Source organism: Microcystis sp. M169S2 (assembly GCF_020245865.1).
Lineage (GTDB): Bacteria > Cyanobacteriota > Cyanobacteriia > Cyanobacteriales > Microcystaceae > Microcystis > Microcystis ichthyoblabe_A.
The window spans coordinates 1-16,650 of sequence record NZ_JADBUB010000054.1 but is presented as its reverse complement, the minus strand read 5'-3'; the positions used below and the strand labels follow the sequence as shown (position 1 = coordinate 16,650).

The 16,650-nt window shown below is 44.5% G+C and carries 15 protein-coding genes; 11 read left to right on the top strand and 4 right to left on the bottom strand.

Going from position 1 to position 16,650, the window contains the following annotated elements; translation table 11 throughout:
• The first annotated feature begins 3 nt into the window (after positions 1–3).
• The 5 genes from IM485_RS06035 to IM485_RS06015 all read left to right on the top strand — a co-directional run bounded on the left by IM485_RS06035 (position 4) and on the right by IM485_RS06015 (position 5,800).
• The gene (locus IM485_RS06035) at positions 4–1,287 is read left to right on the top strand and encodes a hypothetical protein (RefSeq protein ID WP_104396815.1); all 1,284 of its coding nucleotides are present in this window, start codon (positions 4–6) and stop codon (positions 1,285–1,287) included.
• Between the two features lie 79 nt (positions 1,288–1,366).
• Entirely contained in the window at positions 1,367–3,283 is a 1,917-nt protein-coding gene (locus tag IM485_RS06030) for a hypothetical protein (RefSeq protein WP_287741932.1), read from the top strand.
• 48 nt (positions 3,284–3,331) lie between these two features.
• Positions 3,332–3,778 (top strand): hypothetical protein, encoded by a 447-nt coding sequence (locus IM485_RS06025; protein ID WP_287741922.1) that lies wholly within the window; start codon positions 3,332–3,334, stop codon positions 3,776–3,778.
• A 42-nt stretch (positions 3,779–3,820) separates the two neighbouring features.
• Positions 3,821–4,912 carry a hypothetical protein gene (locus IM485_RS06020; protein ID WP_287741919.1) on the top strand — a complete coding sequence of 364 codons (1,092 nt, stop codon included), beginning with the start codon at positions 3,821–3,823 and terminating at the stop codon, positions 4,910–4,912.
• A 24-nt stretch (positions 4,913–4,936) separates the two neighbouring features.
• Positions 4,937–5,800, top strand: coding sequence for a hypothetical protein (locus IM485_RS06015; RefSeq protein ID WP_104396811.1), 864 nt, complete (start codon positions 4,937–4,939; stop codon positions 5,798–5,800).
• Between the two features lie 18 nt (positions 5,801–5,818).
• Here IM485_RS06015 and IM485_RS06010 read toward each other — a convergent pair whose 3' ends face one another.
• On the bottom strand, positions 5,819–6,451 hold the full coding sequence (locus tag IM485_RS06010) for a Uma2 family endonuclease (protein WP_104396930.1): 633 nt from the start codon (positions 6,449–6,451) through the stop codon (positions 5,819–5,821).
• A 52-nt stretch (positions 6,452–6,503) separates the two neighbouring features.
• Between IM485_RS06010 and IM485_RS06005 the strand changes: the two genes are divergently transcribed.
• Together IM485_RS06005 and IM485_RS06000 are read left to right on the top strand one after the other, a co-directional pair.
• The gene (locus IM485_RS06005) at positions 6,504–7,505 is read left to right on the top strand and encodes a DUF4438 domain-containing protein (protein ID WP_287741914.1); all 1,002 of its coding nucleotides are present in this window, start codon (positions 6,504–6,506) and stop codon (positions 7,503–7,505) included.
• A 307-nt stretch (positions 7,506–7,812) separates the two neighbouring features.
• Positions 7,813–8,289, top strand: a complete 477-nt coding sequence (locus IM485_RS06000) for a response regulator transcription factor (protein WP_238142009.1) — start codon at positions 7,813–7,815, stop codon at positions 8,287–8,289.
• Positions 8,290–8,482: 193 nt separating this feature from the next.
• Here the strand turns inward: IM485_RS06000 and clpB are convergent, their stop codons facing one another.
• Both clpB and IM485_RS05990 read right to left on the bottom strand, forming a co-directional pair.
• A complete protein-coding gene (clpB, locus tag IM485_RS05995; protein ID WP_104396809.1) occupies positions 8,483–11,101 on the bottom strand; it encodes an ATP-dependent chaperone ClpB in 2,619 nt (872 codons plus the stop codon).
• Between the two features lie 308 nt (positions 11,102–11,409).
• The gene (locus IM485_RS05990) at positions 11,410–13,311 is read right to left on the bottom strand and encodes a thiamine pyrophosphate-binding protein (RefSeq protein WP_104396808.1); all 1,902 of its coding nucleotides are present in this window, start codon (positions 13,309–13,311) and stop codon (positions 11,410–11,412) included.
• Between the two features lie 369 nt (positions 13,312–13,680).
• Between IM485_RS05990 and IM485_RS05985 the strand changes: the two genes are divergently transcribed.
• From IM485_RS05985 to IM485_RS05975, 3 genes are all read left to right on the top strand, one after another.
• A complete protein-coding gene (locus IM485_RS05985) occupies positions 13,681–13,944 on the top strand; it encodes a HypC/HybG/HupF family hydrogenase formation chaperone (protein WP_104396807.1) in 264 nt (87 codons plus the stop codon).
• Between the two features lie 230 nt (positions 13,945–14,174).
• On the top strand, positions 14,175–15,287 hold the full coding sequence (gene hypD, locus IM485_RS05980; RefSeq protein WP_104396806.1) for a hydrogenase formation protein HypD: 1,113 nt from the start codon (positions 14,175–14,177) through the stop codon (positions 15,285–15,287).
• 88 nt (positions 15,288–15,375) lie between these two features.
• Positions 15,376–15,729, top strand: a complete 354-nt coding sequence (locus IM485_RS05975) for a hypothetical protein (protein WP_104396929.1) — start codon at positions 15,376–15,378, stop codon at positions 15,727–15,729.
• Here IM485_RS05975 and IM485_RS05970 read toward each other — a convergent pair.
• Positions 15,726–16,223, bottom strand: coding sequence for an HNH endonuclease (locus tag IM485_RS05970; RefSeq protein WP_002785544.1), 498 nt, complete (start codon positions 16,221–16,223; stop codon positions 15,726–15,728). The genes IM485_RS05975 and IM485_RS05970 overlap by 4 nt on opposite strands.
• 32 nt (positions 16,224–16,255) lie before the next feature.
• On the opposite strand from IM485_RS05970, the gene IM485_RS05965 reads away from it, so the two are divergent.
• Positions 16,256–16,519 carry a hypothetical protein gene (locus tag IM485_RS05965; RefSeq protein ID WP_133164147.1) on the top strand — a complete coding sequence of 88 codons (264 nt, stop codon included), beginning with the start codon at positions 16,256–16,258 and terminating at the stop codon, positions 16,517–16,519.
• Positions 16,520–16,650: the final 131 nt, after the last annotated feature.

Sequence of the window (16,650 nt, the reverse complement as noted above, 5' to 3'; positions counted from 1 at the left end):
AGTATGGGAACGAGAGCTTTTCTACACAATAAAATTTTAGATCTAACGGCGCGAGCGCGTCGTCTAGTCAGGGTAAATTATGCTTCCGTGGGGATTCGCCCCCAAGATTTACCCTACGCTCCCTCTCCCGACCATTTTCGGGCAGCTAATCAACGTCTGGCTAAGATCGATCAGCAAATTCAGCGTCGTCTTCAGCATCTACAAGCGACGTGGAACGAATCACCGGTAGAGCGAGTTTTAATCGATATAGCACTGGTAGAACGGGAAATTGACCGCGCTCGCCGTAGTTTTGGGCTATTTTTTGAAATTTTTAGTCAAAGGGGTTCCTCTTTTGCCGCCGCTCTCGCCGCCCATGATCTGATCGCGATCGATTGTTATCGGGCTGTTCGCGAGTCCTCCCCGGGATTATTTCGCGCACCGATGCTCAAACCCTTGTGTTATATGGAACACGGTTTCTCGCCTGCTACCATGCGTCGTGGAGTTTTGCTGACTCGTCTTTTGGGAGAACCTAATCCCTTCCCGATTATCCGGATTCCTTGGGATCGAGATAATCCTTGGCAACCGGTCTTTATCCACGAAGTAGCCCACAATCTGCAAGCGGATCTGGGTATCTGGCAGGAAAATCGTCAAGCAGTGATCCGTCGGATTCTCGGCACCAGTGGCGACCCCAGTATTACTCGCATCTACGGACGCTGGCATAAGGAAGTTTTTGCCGATTTAGCGGCGATTTTATTAGCAGGTCCAGCTGCGGCCTGGGGAATGGCACTTTTTCTGGCTCATCCCGCTCCCCGTACCCTTACCTATCGTCCCGGAGGAGCGCACCCGACGGCATATCTGAGAATTTTGATCTTAGCGGAAATGTTGCGACGGATGGGATTTGATCAAGAAGGCGATCGCCTGCGGCGCGTCTGGCAGCAAATCTATAACCCTAATCGTTTTCACCGTCTGCCGGCACGTCTGTTAACCACCTCGGAATTATTGATTCCCCATCTGGTGGATGAAATTGCCTATCAAACCCGTCGCAATCTCGCCCAACAGGCCTTAGCGGATATTATTCCTTTTTCTGGAGATGATGAAAGGGCGATTCAAGCCGGTGCTAGACAATTAGTCCACGGAGAGGTTCCCCCCGATTTACCGCCGCGATTTCTGGTCAGCGCCGCTAGTTATGCCCTCGCTACTGGTCAAATTCCCGCCCGTCAGTTAGCCAATCGGGTTATTAACCATCTTACCTCCCCTATTCCCCCAACTTTATCCAGTTTTAAAGAAATACAAGCCGCTTTGCTCTGAAAACTTAGGAATATAGGGGATAAATGATAACCGATAACCTAAACAACCCCAATACCTTTTTTCCTTGGCCTGATAAATTATGAACACTTCATCTGGCAATCCGTTTAATTATAGTAGTGCCATGGCCAAAAATAATGGCCTAATGCCGAACAGTAGTTCTCGTATGGCGTTGGATAATCTTCTGCGGCGAGAATTAAAAGTCAGCGATCCCAATGATGCCAAACAAATAGCAGAGGCATTACTGAACCGTTATAAAAACAATCCTAGAGCATTAGCCATCAACAAGGAGGCGGAGGGAGTTCCCTTTCTTTTGACTTCTAGTGCACCGATGCCCCTGCAGCAAGCCCCCACATCCTCCGATGCAGAAATGCAGCAAGCGATCGATGATGTCAACCGTGATTTACAAGAATTAACAACTAATGCAATTCTCAAAGATCTAGCCTCGGAATTGGCGGGCTGGGCTATGGCGATCCGTTCTGCCATGCAAGAGGGCTTTAATTCGGCTCGTTTTGCTCTGGACTCCCACTATCGAGATAAAACCTTCGGAATTCGTCGTAATTTAGGGGAATACGCCCGTCTCTCCCGTTTGGTTGGGGCTTTGAGTTCCCCGGTGGTTAATATCAATTACCGCAATTTAGCCCAGAGTCTCGATGAAGTTACTTCCGTCCTCTTGGTGATGATGGGTGAAGCTTTAGCTAATGTCGGTTTTAACCGAAGTCGTTACCTCTTGCAAGTTCCCTACAGTGAATTGCAGGGACGACGAGATTCAGTGATTTATGCCTTGCGTAACTTTATTGGTTCAACCCAAATCGCCTACGCTGCCAATGAGTGGCCCAGGGGTGTTGATGCTTATCGGCAATTATACTCTTTTCTCGATAATCAGGGACAGAATGATCTTCGCTCCCTCTTGGTGGAAAATGAACTCTCCCGGGTGATGGATTCCCTGATTCATCGTGCTAGTCAGGGTAATGTGGAAGGGTTGCGTCATTTGGGTGCGACAGCTCAGTTAGATGTGCAACGTTTACGTCGATTAGTCTTGATTGGCAAGAATTTGCAAGAAGTCATGGCGGTTAATCCTGCTTCTCCTCCCCTCGATGCTTTTTTACAGGCACTTCAGTTATTTATCGATGGATTTGAAGGCTCTGGCGGTTTTCGCCTCTTACGTTTAGCACGACCACCGATTTTATTCTATGGATTGTACGGCTCCTCTGCTAATGAAGAAACCAGTGAAAATCAATTGGTAGAATTGGCTTTTCAGCGCAATCGACTGGCAGAATTGTTGGATTGCTGGTTACAGTGTGGTTGTACTAGCGAGCGCTTAAAGTGTCAGATTATTTTCGATAAAATTCTCTATGATGTGGACCGGGCGATCGATTTTTATGCTTTGGGAACCGCAGAAAATCGCGAACCAGAATATCGATCTTTAGCTTATAGTTATCTGATTGATGTGGTGATTAATCACGATGATAACGATGATAATGATGCTTGTCTTCCCCCAGACTCCACAGATAATCTGGTCAGCCGTATCCGGACAACACTCACCAATATTCGCAACCTTCTGTATGGTACTGTCTTATCTCGAATTCCTAATGATGAGTTACCTGCTATTCCTTCAAATGAGAAAAATATCAGAAAGCTAGTCGAGCAGGAATTACGCATTCAGGGAGACATGGAAAGTCATTGGCTCGATCTGGTCCAAACTATGGCTCCCGCTTGTCTAACTTTTGGCAATGGTAATAGTAATGGGAGCATATTTAATATTATGGCTAGGCTCATTCAACAAGCTTTAAATCGAGCTTTATCTCTAGAGCCAGGTAACGATAGCAATCTCAGCCTCCGCATCAATACCTCGACTCTGTTTAATACACCACCTCAATACGAATTGAGTTTGCGAGCCGAGGCAGATGCTTCTGCGGATATTAGTGAGTATCTCGAAACTATTGCCGATAGTTTGACTGTTGATACTGGTGACAGACCCAATGACATAGAGCAATAGATGATGATAATAGCGAGCAATTTTGGCAGTAATCAAAGAGGTTCAAGTATGAAAGAGGTGACAACAATAGCGACCCAACTAGCTGAACTTAATGAGCATTTGGTGGCAATAATTGACTGTCTTCCCTGTGGTGACGAAGGTGAGGATAGTTGTTCGGAAGAAATAGCTAAAATCCGGGAAGAATTGGTTGCAACAATAAGGAGATCGGTAGGAGAAATAGAGAATCAATTAGTGGGTATAGAAACAAGAGTTAAAAGACTAGAGGAATCGGTTATTTCTGGCGATTTTATCAAGAGAAATGCTTTAGTTAATGAGGTTCTTCTCAACTTGAAAGAAGAAGGTCTCCTTACCGTAGAAAAGTTATATGACTTGGCTTTTGCTGAAAGTAAACCTGGCATTTTGTATAAAAAATTGCCTCCAGACACCGACCAAGTTAAACATCGAGAAACTTTAAATCAGTGTCGGCAAGCTCAAGCTCTCCCTCCTCGCCCATAACAGCTAGATAGAGAAGAGGCCATTAAATAAAGGAATCTAACCATGACCTACAACACCACAGAAACCATTCAACGCTTGTGGGCGACCTTTTTGAGAGATCAATTAGGAGCAATGCCCCCGGAAGAGCGCAAACAGTACGAACAGCAACTGGAAGACCGTTTCGGTGAACTACTCAAGGGGGCTGCCGACGGTTCTGGCAGTCCCGATAGTTTCCTCGATTTAATCGGATTTGGACCCAAAGGACCGGTTCCCTTCGAGAACGTTTCCTATCCCTATATCCAGCCCGATTTCGATGATTCCGTCGTTCCTAGTCAACTGCACGCCGCCGCCGAACTGTACTATATTTACCAACACGAACGGATGAAAGTTTTTCAAGTCATCCAAGTGCTGCAGCGTCTGTTTAGAGAGGGACGGATGCGGATTCAACGGGGACCGGGGGCGCGAGGTCTATATTTACTTGACAAATGGAAACCCTTGCGCTATACGATCCGCGACCGGATGATGGCCTATCGTCGCGCCTTTAACTACGGTAATGCTCAACCAGCTTCGGGGGCGATCGTTAACCGCAATTTTCATCGGCAATTAGTCGGGTTTATGGTGGCTGTAGCCCAATATTTCCGAGATTTATTGATCGGGGAAGTAATTCGCGGTGGCACTCTCATTGAACAGCGACCCTTTGGCAGTATTGGCACAGTTCAACGCATCGGCTTAGATCTGCGCTATGCTCTCGATCGCTCCACCTACGGTAACATTTTGGCCCTGACGATGGAAACTGGACATTATCTCAATACGGTTCTCAACCTTTTGGATGCACCCGATATCAAAAAAGCCTTCGATGCCAATACCAAATGGGATGTGATCGAAATCGTCTCCAATCGCTATCTGGGGGGTATTGCCGAACCTTCCCAACGGGCAAAAATGGCGGAAAGCGGTCGTCGGATTCTGCAATTTGTCGCCGATAACGACTTTAAAACCGCCCTTGACCCGATTTTATTCCAATCGGAACTCAGACCCATGGGTCCCCATTCGGAAGCTTGGTTAGCTGCCTATCGCATGACCCCCGAAGGCCGGGCCTTTCAGGGGGTAACTCCGGCGCTGCGCAGTGTTATCGGTTCGGGGTCTGCTGGGGTGTAACGCTATTATTTTAGAGGTGTCCCGATGAGTGCCACTCTTTTGCCCGATTTCTCCATTAACCTCAATCAACGCCGTTGGTCTTGTGTCCTCGATCCCAACCTGGCCTTATCTGATTATGGTCTGCTCTTAGTCAAACAATTAGGACGATTTCTCGAATTATGGATAGCGCGAGAATTTTGGCATCTAATTGATAATAGCGATGTTTTTGATCGCTGGCGGCCTTGGCTAGAAGCGTCCCCAGAGAAGGGCAATGGCCCATCCCTTCTCACCCCGGAACTTTCTGCCCAAACCCGTCGCACTTTGCGGGAATGGGAAAGACTGCGACTAGAGACGGATTTAGGTAATCATTATCTATTTTGGATCGGCGATGGGCTTGGTGAATCCCTTTTGCCCAAAGAAACCGACAGCAGTTTAGTCAGTCGTTGGGAATGGTTAGCTCGCAGTTTAGATAGACAAATTCACACCGATCTGCTCGGCTATGCTTTCCGAGATGCGATCGCTTTGAGTGCTGCCCTGGGGTCGGCCTTTATCCTAACCCATCGTTCCCCAGAAGATCGGGCCCGCAACTTACCCCCAGTGATCTGTTCCACCCTAGAGAGTTGGGGCATCAACTGTCAGGAAATTGACCAACAAGATGCGATCGCTGCTTTGGAACGGGAACAATTACGCCAGTTATTCATCCAGTCTGGAGTCTCCAAATTGCTCTGGATGGGGTTCCACCCAGTGGTTCTGCATTTAGTGGTTCCGGAAGCAATCAGGATCGCTCCTCCTCCCAGTTGGTGTGAAGATATTTCTGCGAGCGAATTGGAATTAGAAGACTGGTCAGAAACTAGGGGGGAAAAATTTGATTTTTGGCAGGGAGCAAGGGGATTTTGGTATGAGATTTAACGTTGAAAAACCTTCCTTTTATTTTTCCAGCTGACTTCTGACCCAATTCCGAAATGCTTTTACTAACTCTAGGTAATCTGTCTGGCCAGCTTGTTGTAAAAATATAGCAATTTCTAAGATGGGTAAATTAGGAAAAAACTGACTGGTTGGGGAGGTGATATAAGTGCCATTTTGTAATTGTTGGATGACCAGAGACTCCCCATTATAAACCCAAACCTCTGCCACGCCTAAATCTGCATAAACCTGAAGGCGATTTTGAGAACTGCTGGTGACATCAATTTCTATGACTAAATCTGGTGCAGGGTCTTCATTTAAGTCCAGTCGCTTTTTCCCCCGAACCGCCTCAATATTATCAATGTAAAAACATTCATCCGGTTCTGCACCGCTTAATTGAGGGCGTTTAAAGGTAGTAGAACCGAGGGGATAAATTGGGACTGCTGATTCTTCCGCTAGGGTTTCGACAAAGCGACCGATGAGGGTTTTACTAAATTCGTGTCCGGTCGAAGGAGCCATGATTTCTAAATTGCCACGATTGTAGGTCAGCCGCAGACGGCGATCGCTCATTTCTTCCAGCAGCGTTTCGTAGGTTTTCCAGCTAATCCCTGACAGGTGAATTATTTCAGCTGGTGGTGCGAGCAGTGTTGCAGTCATAGATTCAAGCAAAAATCCCATGCTTCCATTTTAGAATACCTATAACTGATATATGAATAATTCACGACCAGATACCGCCAATTCTCTCCTGATTAACCGACCAGACTTAGTAATGGTAGCCGTTGCTGGTCAAATTGCCCATCCAGTCGGTCAAGCTAATCCCTATCGTATTGGTCATGATGGCATACCCCGAATCCTTCCGGCCACTGGGGGAATTGTCCTCAATCAACGGGTTGGCGATCGCTGTGTCGGTTTAATGGGGGATCACATTGAACCGGGGGTGGCTCTCCATAATAATAATCGGGAAATTATCGGCGGTCGTCGCGGTCCAAATCTGGCCCTGATTACCTATGCTTGTGTGGGCAATCGCGCCCTTGTCATTAGTGGACCGGCTACGGGTAAATGGGGTCTAGTTACGGGGAAACACGGGGGGGTAGACCACGTTTTGGTAGATTTTCCCCCTGCGGTTTTGCGTTGCTTGCGGATCGGCGATCGAGTACAAATCTATAGTTATGGCTTGGGGTTAAAATTATTAGACTATCCTGATCTAAGTTTATTTAACTGTTCTCCCGATTTCCTGCGGCGTTGGGGTTTAATTCCCACTGCTCGCGGTTTACAAGTCCCCGTGACTCATTTTATCCCTGCTGCCGCTATGGGTTCAGGATTGGGCAAAAATACGGTCTGGCGTGGTGATTACGATATCCAGCTATTCGATCCCCAACTCCGCCGCCGCTATCGTCTCGATACTCTTCGATTTGGCGATTTGGTAGCCATTGGCTCGGCGGATACCCGTCACGGTCCGAGTTACCGTCAAGGTCGGATTACTTTCGGAATTATCGTCCATGGCGATAGTACGGTCAGTGGTCATGGCCCTGGGGTTACGCCTTTATTAACGGGTTCCTGCCAACGTTTACAACCTCTCTACGATGGCGGGGCTAATTTTGCCGCTCTGTTTAATTTGCGATCGCTACCTCCCGCCCAAGTCTATTCTCCTCTGGTCAATCCTTCCGGAATTACTCCTCGATCTAGGGAAGTTTATGTTGGTCGTACTTAATTTTTTATGGTTGAGCTAGAAACTCAATTATTGTTAAGTTTTTCTAATTTATTGGCAATTTTTTTCTGTAAACTTTTACAATAATCGGTTATAGCAAATCAAGCTTTGTCTTGATTAAAACTTCGATTTTTTCCCTAATCTATATTCGCAAATTAAATGTTAAGATTAGCCCAATTATTGGCAGGAATATATTAATGTAATCAATCTTAACAGGACTATCTTGCTCCTACTTTTATTGATTGTTTCCTATTTTTCAGATGGACTCAGCTTTTATTTAGCCAGAAAACAAGTTAGGAAAGAAAAAACAATGAATAACCAGCATCAGCAAAACCTTGGCTCTTTGTTCACCGATGTGTCCTATCAAGTAGTTTCAGAAATTTATAAGCACGATCATCACTACTGTATCATCCATCTAAAGGAAGATCAGAAAAAAAATTATTTAAAAGAATTAAAAAAATCTTTTGTTGAGGTGGATCAATTTGAAGTCAACGGTCAATGTTTTATTATTCTCGATGTATCCAGTCAAATTAAATCTGCCGCCCAAGAAATCGCCCAACTTCTCTCGGAAAGAGAACTACAAATCGCCACCCTAGTGGCCCTGGGACAAGCTAACAAACAGATAGCCCATCGCTTACATATTAGTGAATGGACTGTTGCTACCTATTTACGGCGAATTTTTGCCAAATTAGGGGTAGATAGTCGTGCCGCTATGGTCTATCGTTGTGCCTCTCTCATTCAACTGTTGCAATCAGATTTCGATGTTCAGGAATTAGCAACTATTTGATTAGCTAGTTTATAGGAGAGTGGGAAGCTTTTTTTCAGTGATCAGTGAACTGATAACTGATACAGCCTTTCCGATCAAGATGAAGTATAACCGAATGTGGTATTGACGACCGGCGACCGACTCCTGACTGCACGAAAAACTTTTTCGGTAAACCCGAAATAATCAAAGGGTGAGCATTGCCCACCCTTGCTAATTAAGCAGTTACTACCGGAGAAGCTAACCGTTTAAAGGTCAATCTTTCATCGGCCACATCGACAAAAATCGTGTCTCCCCCTTTGAATTCACCGCGCAGAATTGCCTTAGCGATCGGAGTTTCCACATATCTTTGTACTGCCCGTTTTAGGGGTCGCGCACCGTACACTGGATCATAACCAATTTCTGCTAGATAATCGAGGGCAATATCGGCAAATTTCAGGGCTAATTTTTGTTCGATCAAGCGGTCGCTGAGATTGGCTAACTGTAGTTTGACAATCGAGCGCAGTTGCGCTTTTTGTAAACTATGGAAAATAATCGTTTCATCGATACGATTGAGGAATTCGGGACGGAAACTATTCCGCATTGCTTCCATCACTCGTGCCTGCATTTCTTCGTAACGAGACTCATCACCAGCCACGTCTAAAATGTATTGAGAACCGATATTACTGGTCATAATAATGATGGTATTTTTGAAATCAACCAGATGACCTTGAGAGTCGGTTAAGCGCCCATCGTCAAGGATTTGTAACATAACGTTAAAAACGTCGGGATGGGCTTTTTCAATCTCATCAAAGAGGATGACAGAGTAGGGACGACGCCGGATTGCCTCGGTTAATTGTCCTCCTTCATCGTAGCCGACGTATCCCGGAGGCGCACCCATGAGACGGGAAACGCTGTGTTTTTCCATGTATTCCGACATATCGATGCGAACTAGAGCCTCTTCCGTGTCAAAGAGATTGCGTGCTAAAGCTTTCGCCAATTCTGTCTTACCAACCCCCGTCGGACCGAGGAAAATAAAGCTGGCCGTGGGACGGTTGGGATCCGATAAACCGGCGCGGGAACGTTGAATCGCTTCGGCCACGGCTGTCACCGCTTCCTCTTGACCGATGACACTTTCGTGTAATTCGTCTTCCAGATTGAGGAGTTTTTCTTTTTCCGATTCGATTAATTTGTTGAGAGGAATTCCCGTCCATTTCGAGATAATTTCGGCGATATCCGATTCGAGAACTTCTTCTCTTAATAAACTTTTGCCGGTGGTTTGTTTGTCGGCCAATTGAGTTTCTAGGGCGGACATTTGCCGCTGCAGATCGGTTAATTTTCCGAACTTTAATTCGGCGGCGCGATTATAATCATAATCTCGTTCGGCCTGTTGAATTTCCAGATTAACTTGTTCGATCGCTTCTTTAACCCCACGAACTTTATCGATAATCTCTTTTTCCCCTTGCCATTGGGCATTTAATCCCGATTGTTCTTCCTTGAGGTTAGCCAGTTCTTTTTCTAACTTTTCTAACCGTTCTCGCGAAGCTGGATCGTACTCCCGTTGTAGGGAAAGTCTTTCCATTTCTAACTGGAGAATTTTGCGATCAATTTCATCGAGTTCTTCCGGTTTAGAGGTGATTTCCATCTTCAATTTGGCCGCCGCTTCATCAACTAAATCAATGGCCTTATCGGGCAAAAAGCGATCGCTAATATAACGATTAGAAAGCAGTGCCGCCGCTACTAAAGCATTATCGGCAATTTTCACCCCATGATGCACCTCATAACGTTCTTTAAGACCGCGAAGAATCGAAATAGTATCGACCACATTTGGTTCATCCACTAAAACCTCTTGGAAGCGTCTTTCTAACGCCGCATCTTTTTCGATATATTTGCGGTATTCATCGAGGGTAGTCGCTCCGATACAACGCAATTCACCCCGGGCTAACATTGGTTTTAATAAATTGCCCGCATCCATTGCCCCTTGAGTGGCTCCCGCACCGACAACGGTATGAATTTCATCAATAAACATGATGATATTGCCTTGGGAATCGGTGACTTCTTTGAGGACAGCTTTTAATCTTTCCTCAAACTCTCCGCGATATTTTGCTCCCGCAATTAAGCCACCCAAATCGAGAGAAATGAGAGTCCGATCTAACAGAGATTCTGGCACATCACGGTTAATAATCCGCTGGGCTAATCCTTCGACAATGGCAGTTTTTCCTACTCCCGGTTCCCCGATTAAAACTGGGTTATTTTTAGTTCTGCGAGAGAGAATCTGAATGGTGCGACGGATTTCGTCATCCCGTCCAATTACGGGATCTAATTTACCTTCCCGTGCCAATTGGGTGAGATCCCGTCCGTATTTTTCTAGGGCCTCGTATTTGCCTTCTGGATTCTGATCGGTCACTTTTTGACTACCTCTGACTTGTTGAATAATTTCTTTGAGTTTGTTTTCGGTAAGTCCGAATTCTTGAAAAATATTTTTACCGAAGCGCTCATCTTTAGCGTAACCTAAAATTAAATGCTCGATCGAGATAAAGTCATCTCCAAATTCTCGACGATAATTTTCCGCTCGATCGAGTAAACTATCTAAACTACGACCTAAATAAATCGAGTCGCCAGGGTTAGAGATTTTCGGTTGACGACGGATAAAGTCATCGGTTCGATCCCGCAAACGGGCTAGACTAATATTCGCTTTACTAAAGACACTGCCCGCTAATCCCTCCTGTTCAAGAAGGGCTTTCATTAGATGTTCGCTTTCGATTTGTTGCTGGCTGTTCTGTTTGGCAATGTCCGGCGTTTTGACGATTGCCTCCCAAGCTTTTTCCGTAAATTGTTGTGGATTGGTTGGCTGCATTTTCTATAAGAGATTACTTTTATACCCTAGAGATTATTCTAGATTGACCGGTTTGTCGGCTCCTAGGGGCTTACCGTACCTAGTTCAGGGGGATTTCCCCTCAATGGTGCGATTTAAGCGGCTAAAGTTTATAAGCTGTCAGGGATTTAAACTGCGTCTGGGAAATTTTAGTACAAATGCTCGGATTCTCAACCAAGCTAAAATCTTAATTATTAAAGATGTTCACTGATGACTGATAACTGATGACTGCTCACTGATAACTGATTACTGATAACTGATGACTGATTAATTCCCCCCTAAAATACTCTCTAAGCGATTAAAGATTTAACTTTACTAATGATACCAACTGGGTCAATACCTTGGTGGGGGAATTGTTCCCATAAACCGCCACAACCTTCATGGTGAGTACCGATATAGGCGTATTTAGGAGTTAAACCGCGTTCGAGTAACCAAGAACCATAACGGCTACCTAAACCCGTGCGACGGTTAAATGCTTCTACCACTAAAACAAAGGGAGAATTACCAACTTTAGCGATAATTTCTTCATCCACTACATTGAGAGTCGGTTTATTAATTAAACCCACGTCAATACCTTCTTGTTTTAGACGTTCCACTGCATCTAAAGCGCGGTATAAACCATCTCCAAAGCTGATGATATAACCAGCAGTGCCTTCCCGAATTACTTCATCTTTTCCGGGGACAAAGGTGTAACCATCGCCAAAGAAATTATTACCGTTAGTATCAAGAATATTGGGAGTTTTAGAACGAGTCGAGAAGATAAAACGTAAACCGGGTTGATGGAAAGTTGCCTCGACACAAGCGGTCATTTGTGCCGCATCGGCTGGGAAATAAAGACGGGTTTCGTAACCGTCATCCAGTCCATTATCGGCAAAGAAATTATTCAAACCAAAGTGACAGGTATTATCCGCCATGTCATCGATACCAGAATGGGAAAAATGACATAAAAGATTAGAATAATTCAAACGCGCCATGGTGATTTCAGAAATACACATTTCTAGAAAAGCGGCAAAGGTGGCGAAAATTCCCTGTTTACCTTTTTCCATCCCAAAACCAGCAGCTGCCGAAAGATTGCCCCGTTCCATAATACCGGAAGGAATAAACACTTCGGGATGTTTATCGTGGATAATTTTCAGACCGCAGGAACCTTCTAAATCGCTATCCACTACTAATACATTAGCTTTGCGTTCTTCTTCGCTCATTTTGCCTAAAAGACTGACTACTGCTTCGCCGAAAACGTTGCGGTTAGAACCCCATTTATCCCCAGAACCGAGGAATTTATAGTCATTAGAAGGCTTCTTAATACTGTTGAGATATTCCACGGCGGCACTGTGTCCTTTTGCCTCTAAATATTTCAAAGCCAAGGGGACAGAAATCACATCATGACCGTGGTTAGAACCTTCTAAACCTTCAATACCGGGACACATGGGACGTTTATTAATAATCGCAATCGGGCCGGGAGTATTAATTGCTTCACAGATATTGCGATACAAACTATCGATATCTTCCCCATCTCCCACTAACACTTTTACGCCATGGCCGGCGAGAGTTTTAGCCACATCATAACCGGGTAAATATTTGGAAGGATTACCAGCAATTGTCACATCATTATCATCAATAATTAGCTTAACATTGATGTGTTGAGCTACGGCTAAACGGGCAGCTTCTGCGTCATTGCCTTCCTGTTGAGAACCATCGGAACCTAAACAAAAAACGGTTTTTCCGGGGTTAGCTAAAGCGACACCGTTAACGTAGGGCCACATATGTCCTAAACGGCCAGAACTAAATTTGACGCCGGGGGTTAATCCTAATTCCGGGTGTCCGGGAAGTTTAGAATTGGCCTCGCGGTAGTGCATTAATTGTTCTGGGGGTAAAGAACCTTCTAACGCAGACATGAGATATTGAGTACCGACGCGGTGTCCCGCTTCATCGAAGAAAATTGGTACAAATTGACTAGGTTGACTGCGGAAAAGAGCATCGAGAATCACCACTTCTGGGACGGTATCGTAGGGGCCGCCGGTGTGTCCACCCACACCCCGGGCCGCACCCGTGGCAGTAAAAAAGATGATAGCATCGCGACAGAGTTGGATATTGGCTTTTAGGGCGCTTCTTTGGTCGTCGGTGAGGGTGGGGTTACTGGGGTCGAGACTGATGGGTTTATAGGCGCTCAAATCGATGGGAAAGGTTGTCATCGTAGATTTTCCTTAATGTAGAGAAATAACTATAGTCAGGGAAATCATAGCCTAGAATGTCACCCGATCGATTGATTGAATAATTTCTTATCATTGGTGTAGTCCCTAATACAAAAGTTTTACCCCTGCTGGGATAGCGTCCACGGTCCAGGACGGGAGAAATCTTAAAAAAGATAGGAGAAAAAAAGCTGTTCTTGAGGGCAATAGTCCAGAATGGCAGCTAAGACCAAGTAAAAAGGATAACCTTTGACTGTATAGCGTTTCTCAGAGGGATGAAGTATGACCTGATTCTCGGTTGATATTACTGCAACCTCTAGCCCAAAAATCAGCGCATAATTAGCAAAAACTAGATTTTTTAAGGTAAAAACTATGTGTTTAGGCATACCGGGACAAATTACGGCAATTATTGATGAAAATCATAATCTCGCTCTCGTCGATGTGGGGGGGGTAAAAAGAGAAGTAAATATCGCTTGTATTGTTGATGAAGACCATCCCGCTAATACTTGTGTAGGGGATTGGGTATTAGTTCATGTGGGTTTTGCCATGAATCGAATCGATGAAGATGAGGCGCAAGAAACCTTAAATTTATTAACACAATTATTGGAATTAGAGTCAGAATTTAATCATAATTAATGTTCTTACAGTATTCACACATAAATTGATTTTGTTGTCTATCTTAGGAAATATATAGCGTTTTGTAGTCTCCTGATGTACAAAAGTTATGGGTTTTAGGCAAAAGGCAAGAGGCAAAAGGCAAAAGGGAAGAAAAATAGGTGTACCTCACTAGCTTAGGAAATGCTATAAATCACGGCAATTATTACTGACTACCGACAGCTAAAAATTATAATTAAAGGAGATAAACAATGAAATACGTTGATGAATTTCGTGATCCCGTTAAAGCGGCAGGATTAATTCAACAAATTGAACAATTATCGATAAGAATCTCTGAAAAGCGGGAAAAAGTCACTAAAATTATGGAGGTTTGTGGGGGTCATACCCACTCAATTTTTAAATACGGTATCGAGGCAATACTTCCCGAAACTATCGAATTAATTCACGGTCCCGGATGTCCCGTTTGTGTAATGCCGCGAGGTCGTTTAGATGATGCCATTTTTCTGGCACAACAACCGAACGTAATTCTGACAACTTTTGGCGATACTATGCGTGTCCCCGGTTCCCATTTGAGTCTGCTGCAAGCGCGAGCAAAAGGTGATGATATTCGCATGGTTTATTCTCCTCGCGATGCCTTAAAAATTGCCAGAGAAAATCTCGATAAAGAAGTAATATTTTTAGCCTTAGGTTTTGAAACAACCGTTCCTAGTACCGCTTTAACTGTTTTAGAAGCGCAAAGAGATGGCATCACTAATTTTAGTTTATTTTCTAATCATGTGGTGATTATTCCCGCTCTGAAAGCTTTGTTAGATAACCCAGATTTACAGTTAGACGGTTTTGTTGGTCCCGGTCATGTTAGCATGGTAATTGGCACAGAACCCTATCAAGTTATTGCCCAAGAATATCATAAACCTGTGGTAGTTTCTGGGTTTGAACCCTTGGATATTCTCCAATCAATTTGGATGGTATTAAAACAATTAGATGAGCAGAGATGTGAGATCGAAAATCAGTATGATCGAGTGGTACAAAATCAAGGAAATAGAGTCGCTTTATCGGCAATCAAGCAAGTTTTTGAACTGCGAGACCAGTTTGAATGGCGAGGTTTAGGAGAAATTGCCCAAGGAGGGTTAAAACTGCGGGATGAGTACAGTAATTTTGATGCGGAGAAAAAATTTACCCTACCCAATCAGCGTGTTAAAGATCACAAAGCTTGTCAGTGTGGCCAAATTCTTAAAGGTGTCTTAAAACCCTGGGAATGTAAAGTATTTGGGACTGCTTGTACTCCCGAACATCCCATCGGTACTTGTATGGTTTCTAGTGAAGGTGCTTGTGCCGCTTATTATAAGTATGGTAGAAATCGGTAAATTTTTTTTACTGATTGGGTTCTTTTCCAGTGAGGAAACGCTAGAATTCTTACCAGAAAAAATTAACAGTTTCTCGGTGATAAAAAAAATGAAGATCAAAAATAATCTGGGTTTATTTGGCTTAACCACCTCTCTACTGCTAATTATCGCTTCGGAAATCGTTCTTGCTTCCCAAGAACAAACCCTAGAACTGCAACCAAGTCAACCCCCCAGCGCCGATTTTTTCAAACCCGTCACCAATCTAATTAAAGATTTAAACCATCAGGGAGTAACCATCACCGATCCCAATGATCCCATGGCGGTGCGCTACCGAGTCAATTCCCCCTGTCCTGGTTGTTCGGTTTATCTAGGCACGGGAGTTGCCAATCCTCGCACCCAGACTAATAATAATGGCATGGGAATCAATTTTGGTCTTGGTTTCACCATGCCTTTCTCACCCTAAATGCCGATGACATATTTACGCCATTCGTGATTGTGATTGCCCCTGGTATGCTTTAATAGCTCAAAGTGGAGACTACTGTAGGGACGACGCGGCTGGGCGCGTAGGGACATATTGGCCTCTTTTGGTGTACGATTGCCCTTATGCACATTACAACGCACACAAGCCGCTACTAAATTCTCCCAGGTATCACCCCCTCCGCGAGAACGGGGAATCACATGATCAATGGTTAATTGTTCACCTCGGTAGAGACAGTATTGACAGGTGTGATGGTCTCGTTCGAGAATATTACGACGGGTTAAAGGAATTTCCTTGTAGGGAACACGGACGTATTGCCTAAGACGGATAACAGAGGGTAGGGGTAAGTCACGACAAACCACTTTTCCGTTATGTTCTAGGGATTCAGCTTTTCCTTTCAACAATAAAACGATCGCGCGCCGCCAACTGGTGATATTTAGCGGTTCGTAGGAGGCATTCAACACGAGAACCTTGCTCATAGGTGTCTGGAGATCGCTTGAATTTACCCCGCATGGTAACACAGATCCCTGAGATGGGAACCTATTATTCACTGTTGGGGAAGTGGGGAGCTTTTTTCATTGCGATCGCCGATCTGGTAGGATTGGCAGTTAATCATATTATTAAAAACGGATTTAATATAATTAGCAAAACTAATGATATATATATAGCGTTTCTGATTCACACGAGGTACATTCCCGATCCTGAACAGCTTAATCAGCAAAGGTTTAAGTGTGCCGCACAGATGCGAGAACCGCTATATATATATATGGCATAGAACGAGTTAGTTAGGACAGATGCCTGAAGGCTTTACTCACAGCATCCACAAGGTTTTCACTATCATTGATAATCTGACTAACATAGTTTTTCAATCTAGCCCAGAACTTTTCAATTTTGTTGAGATCTGGA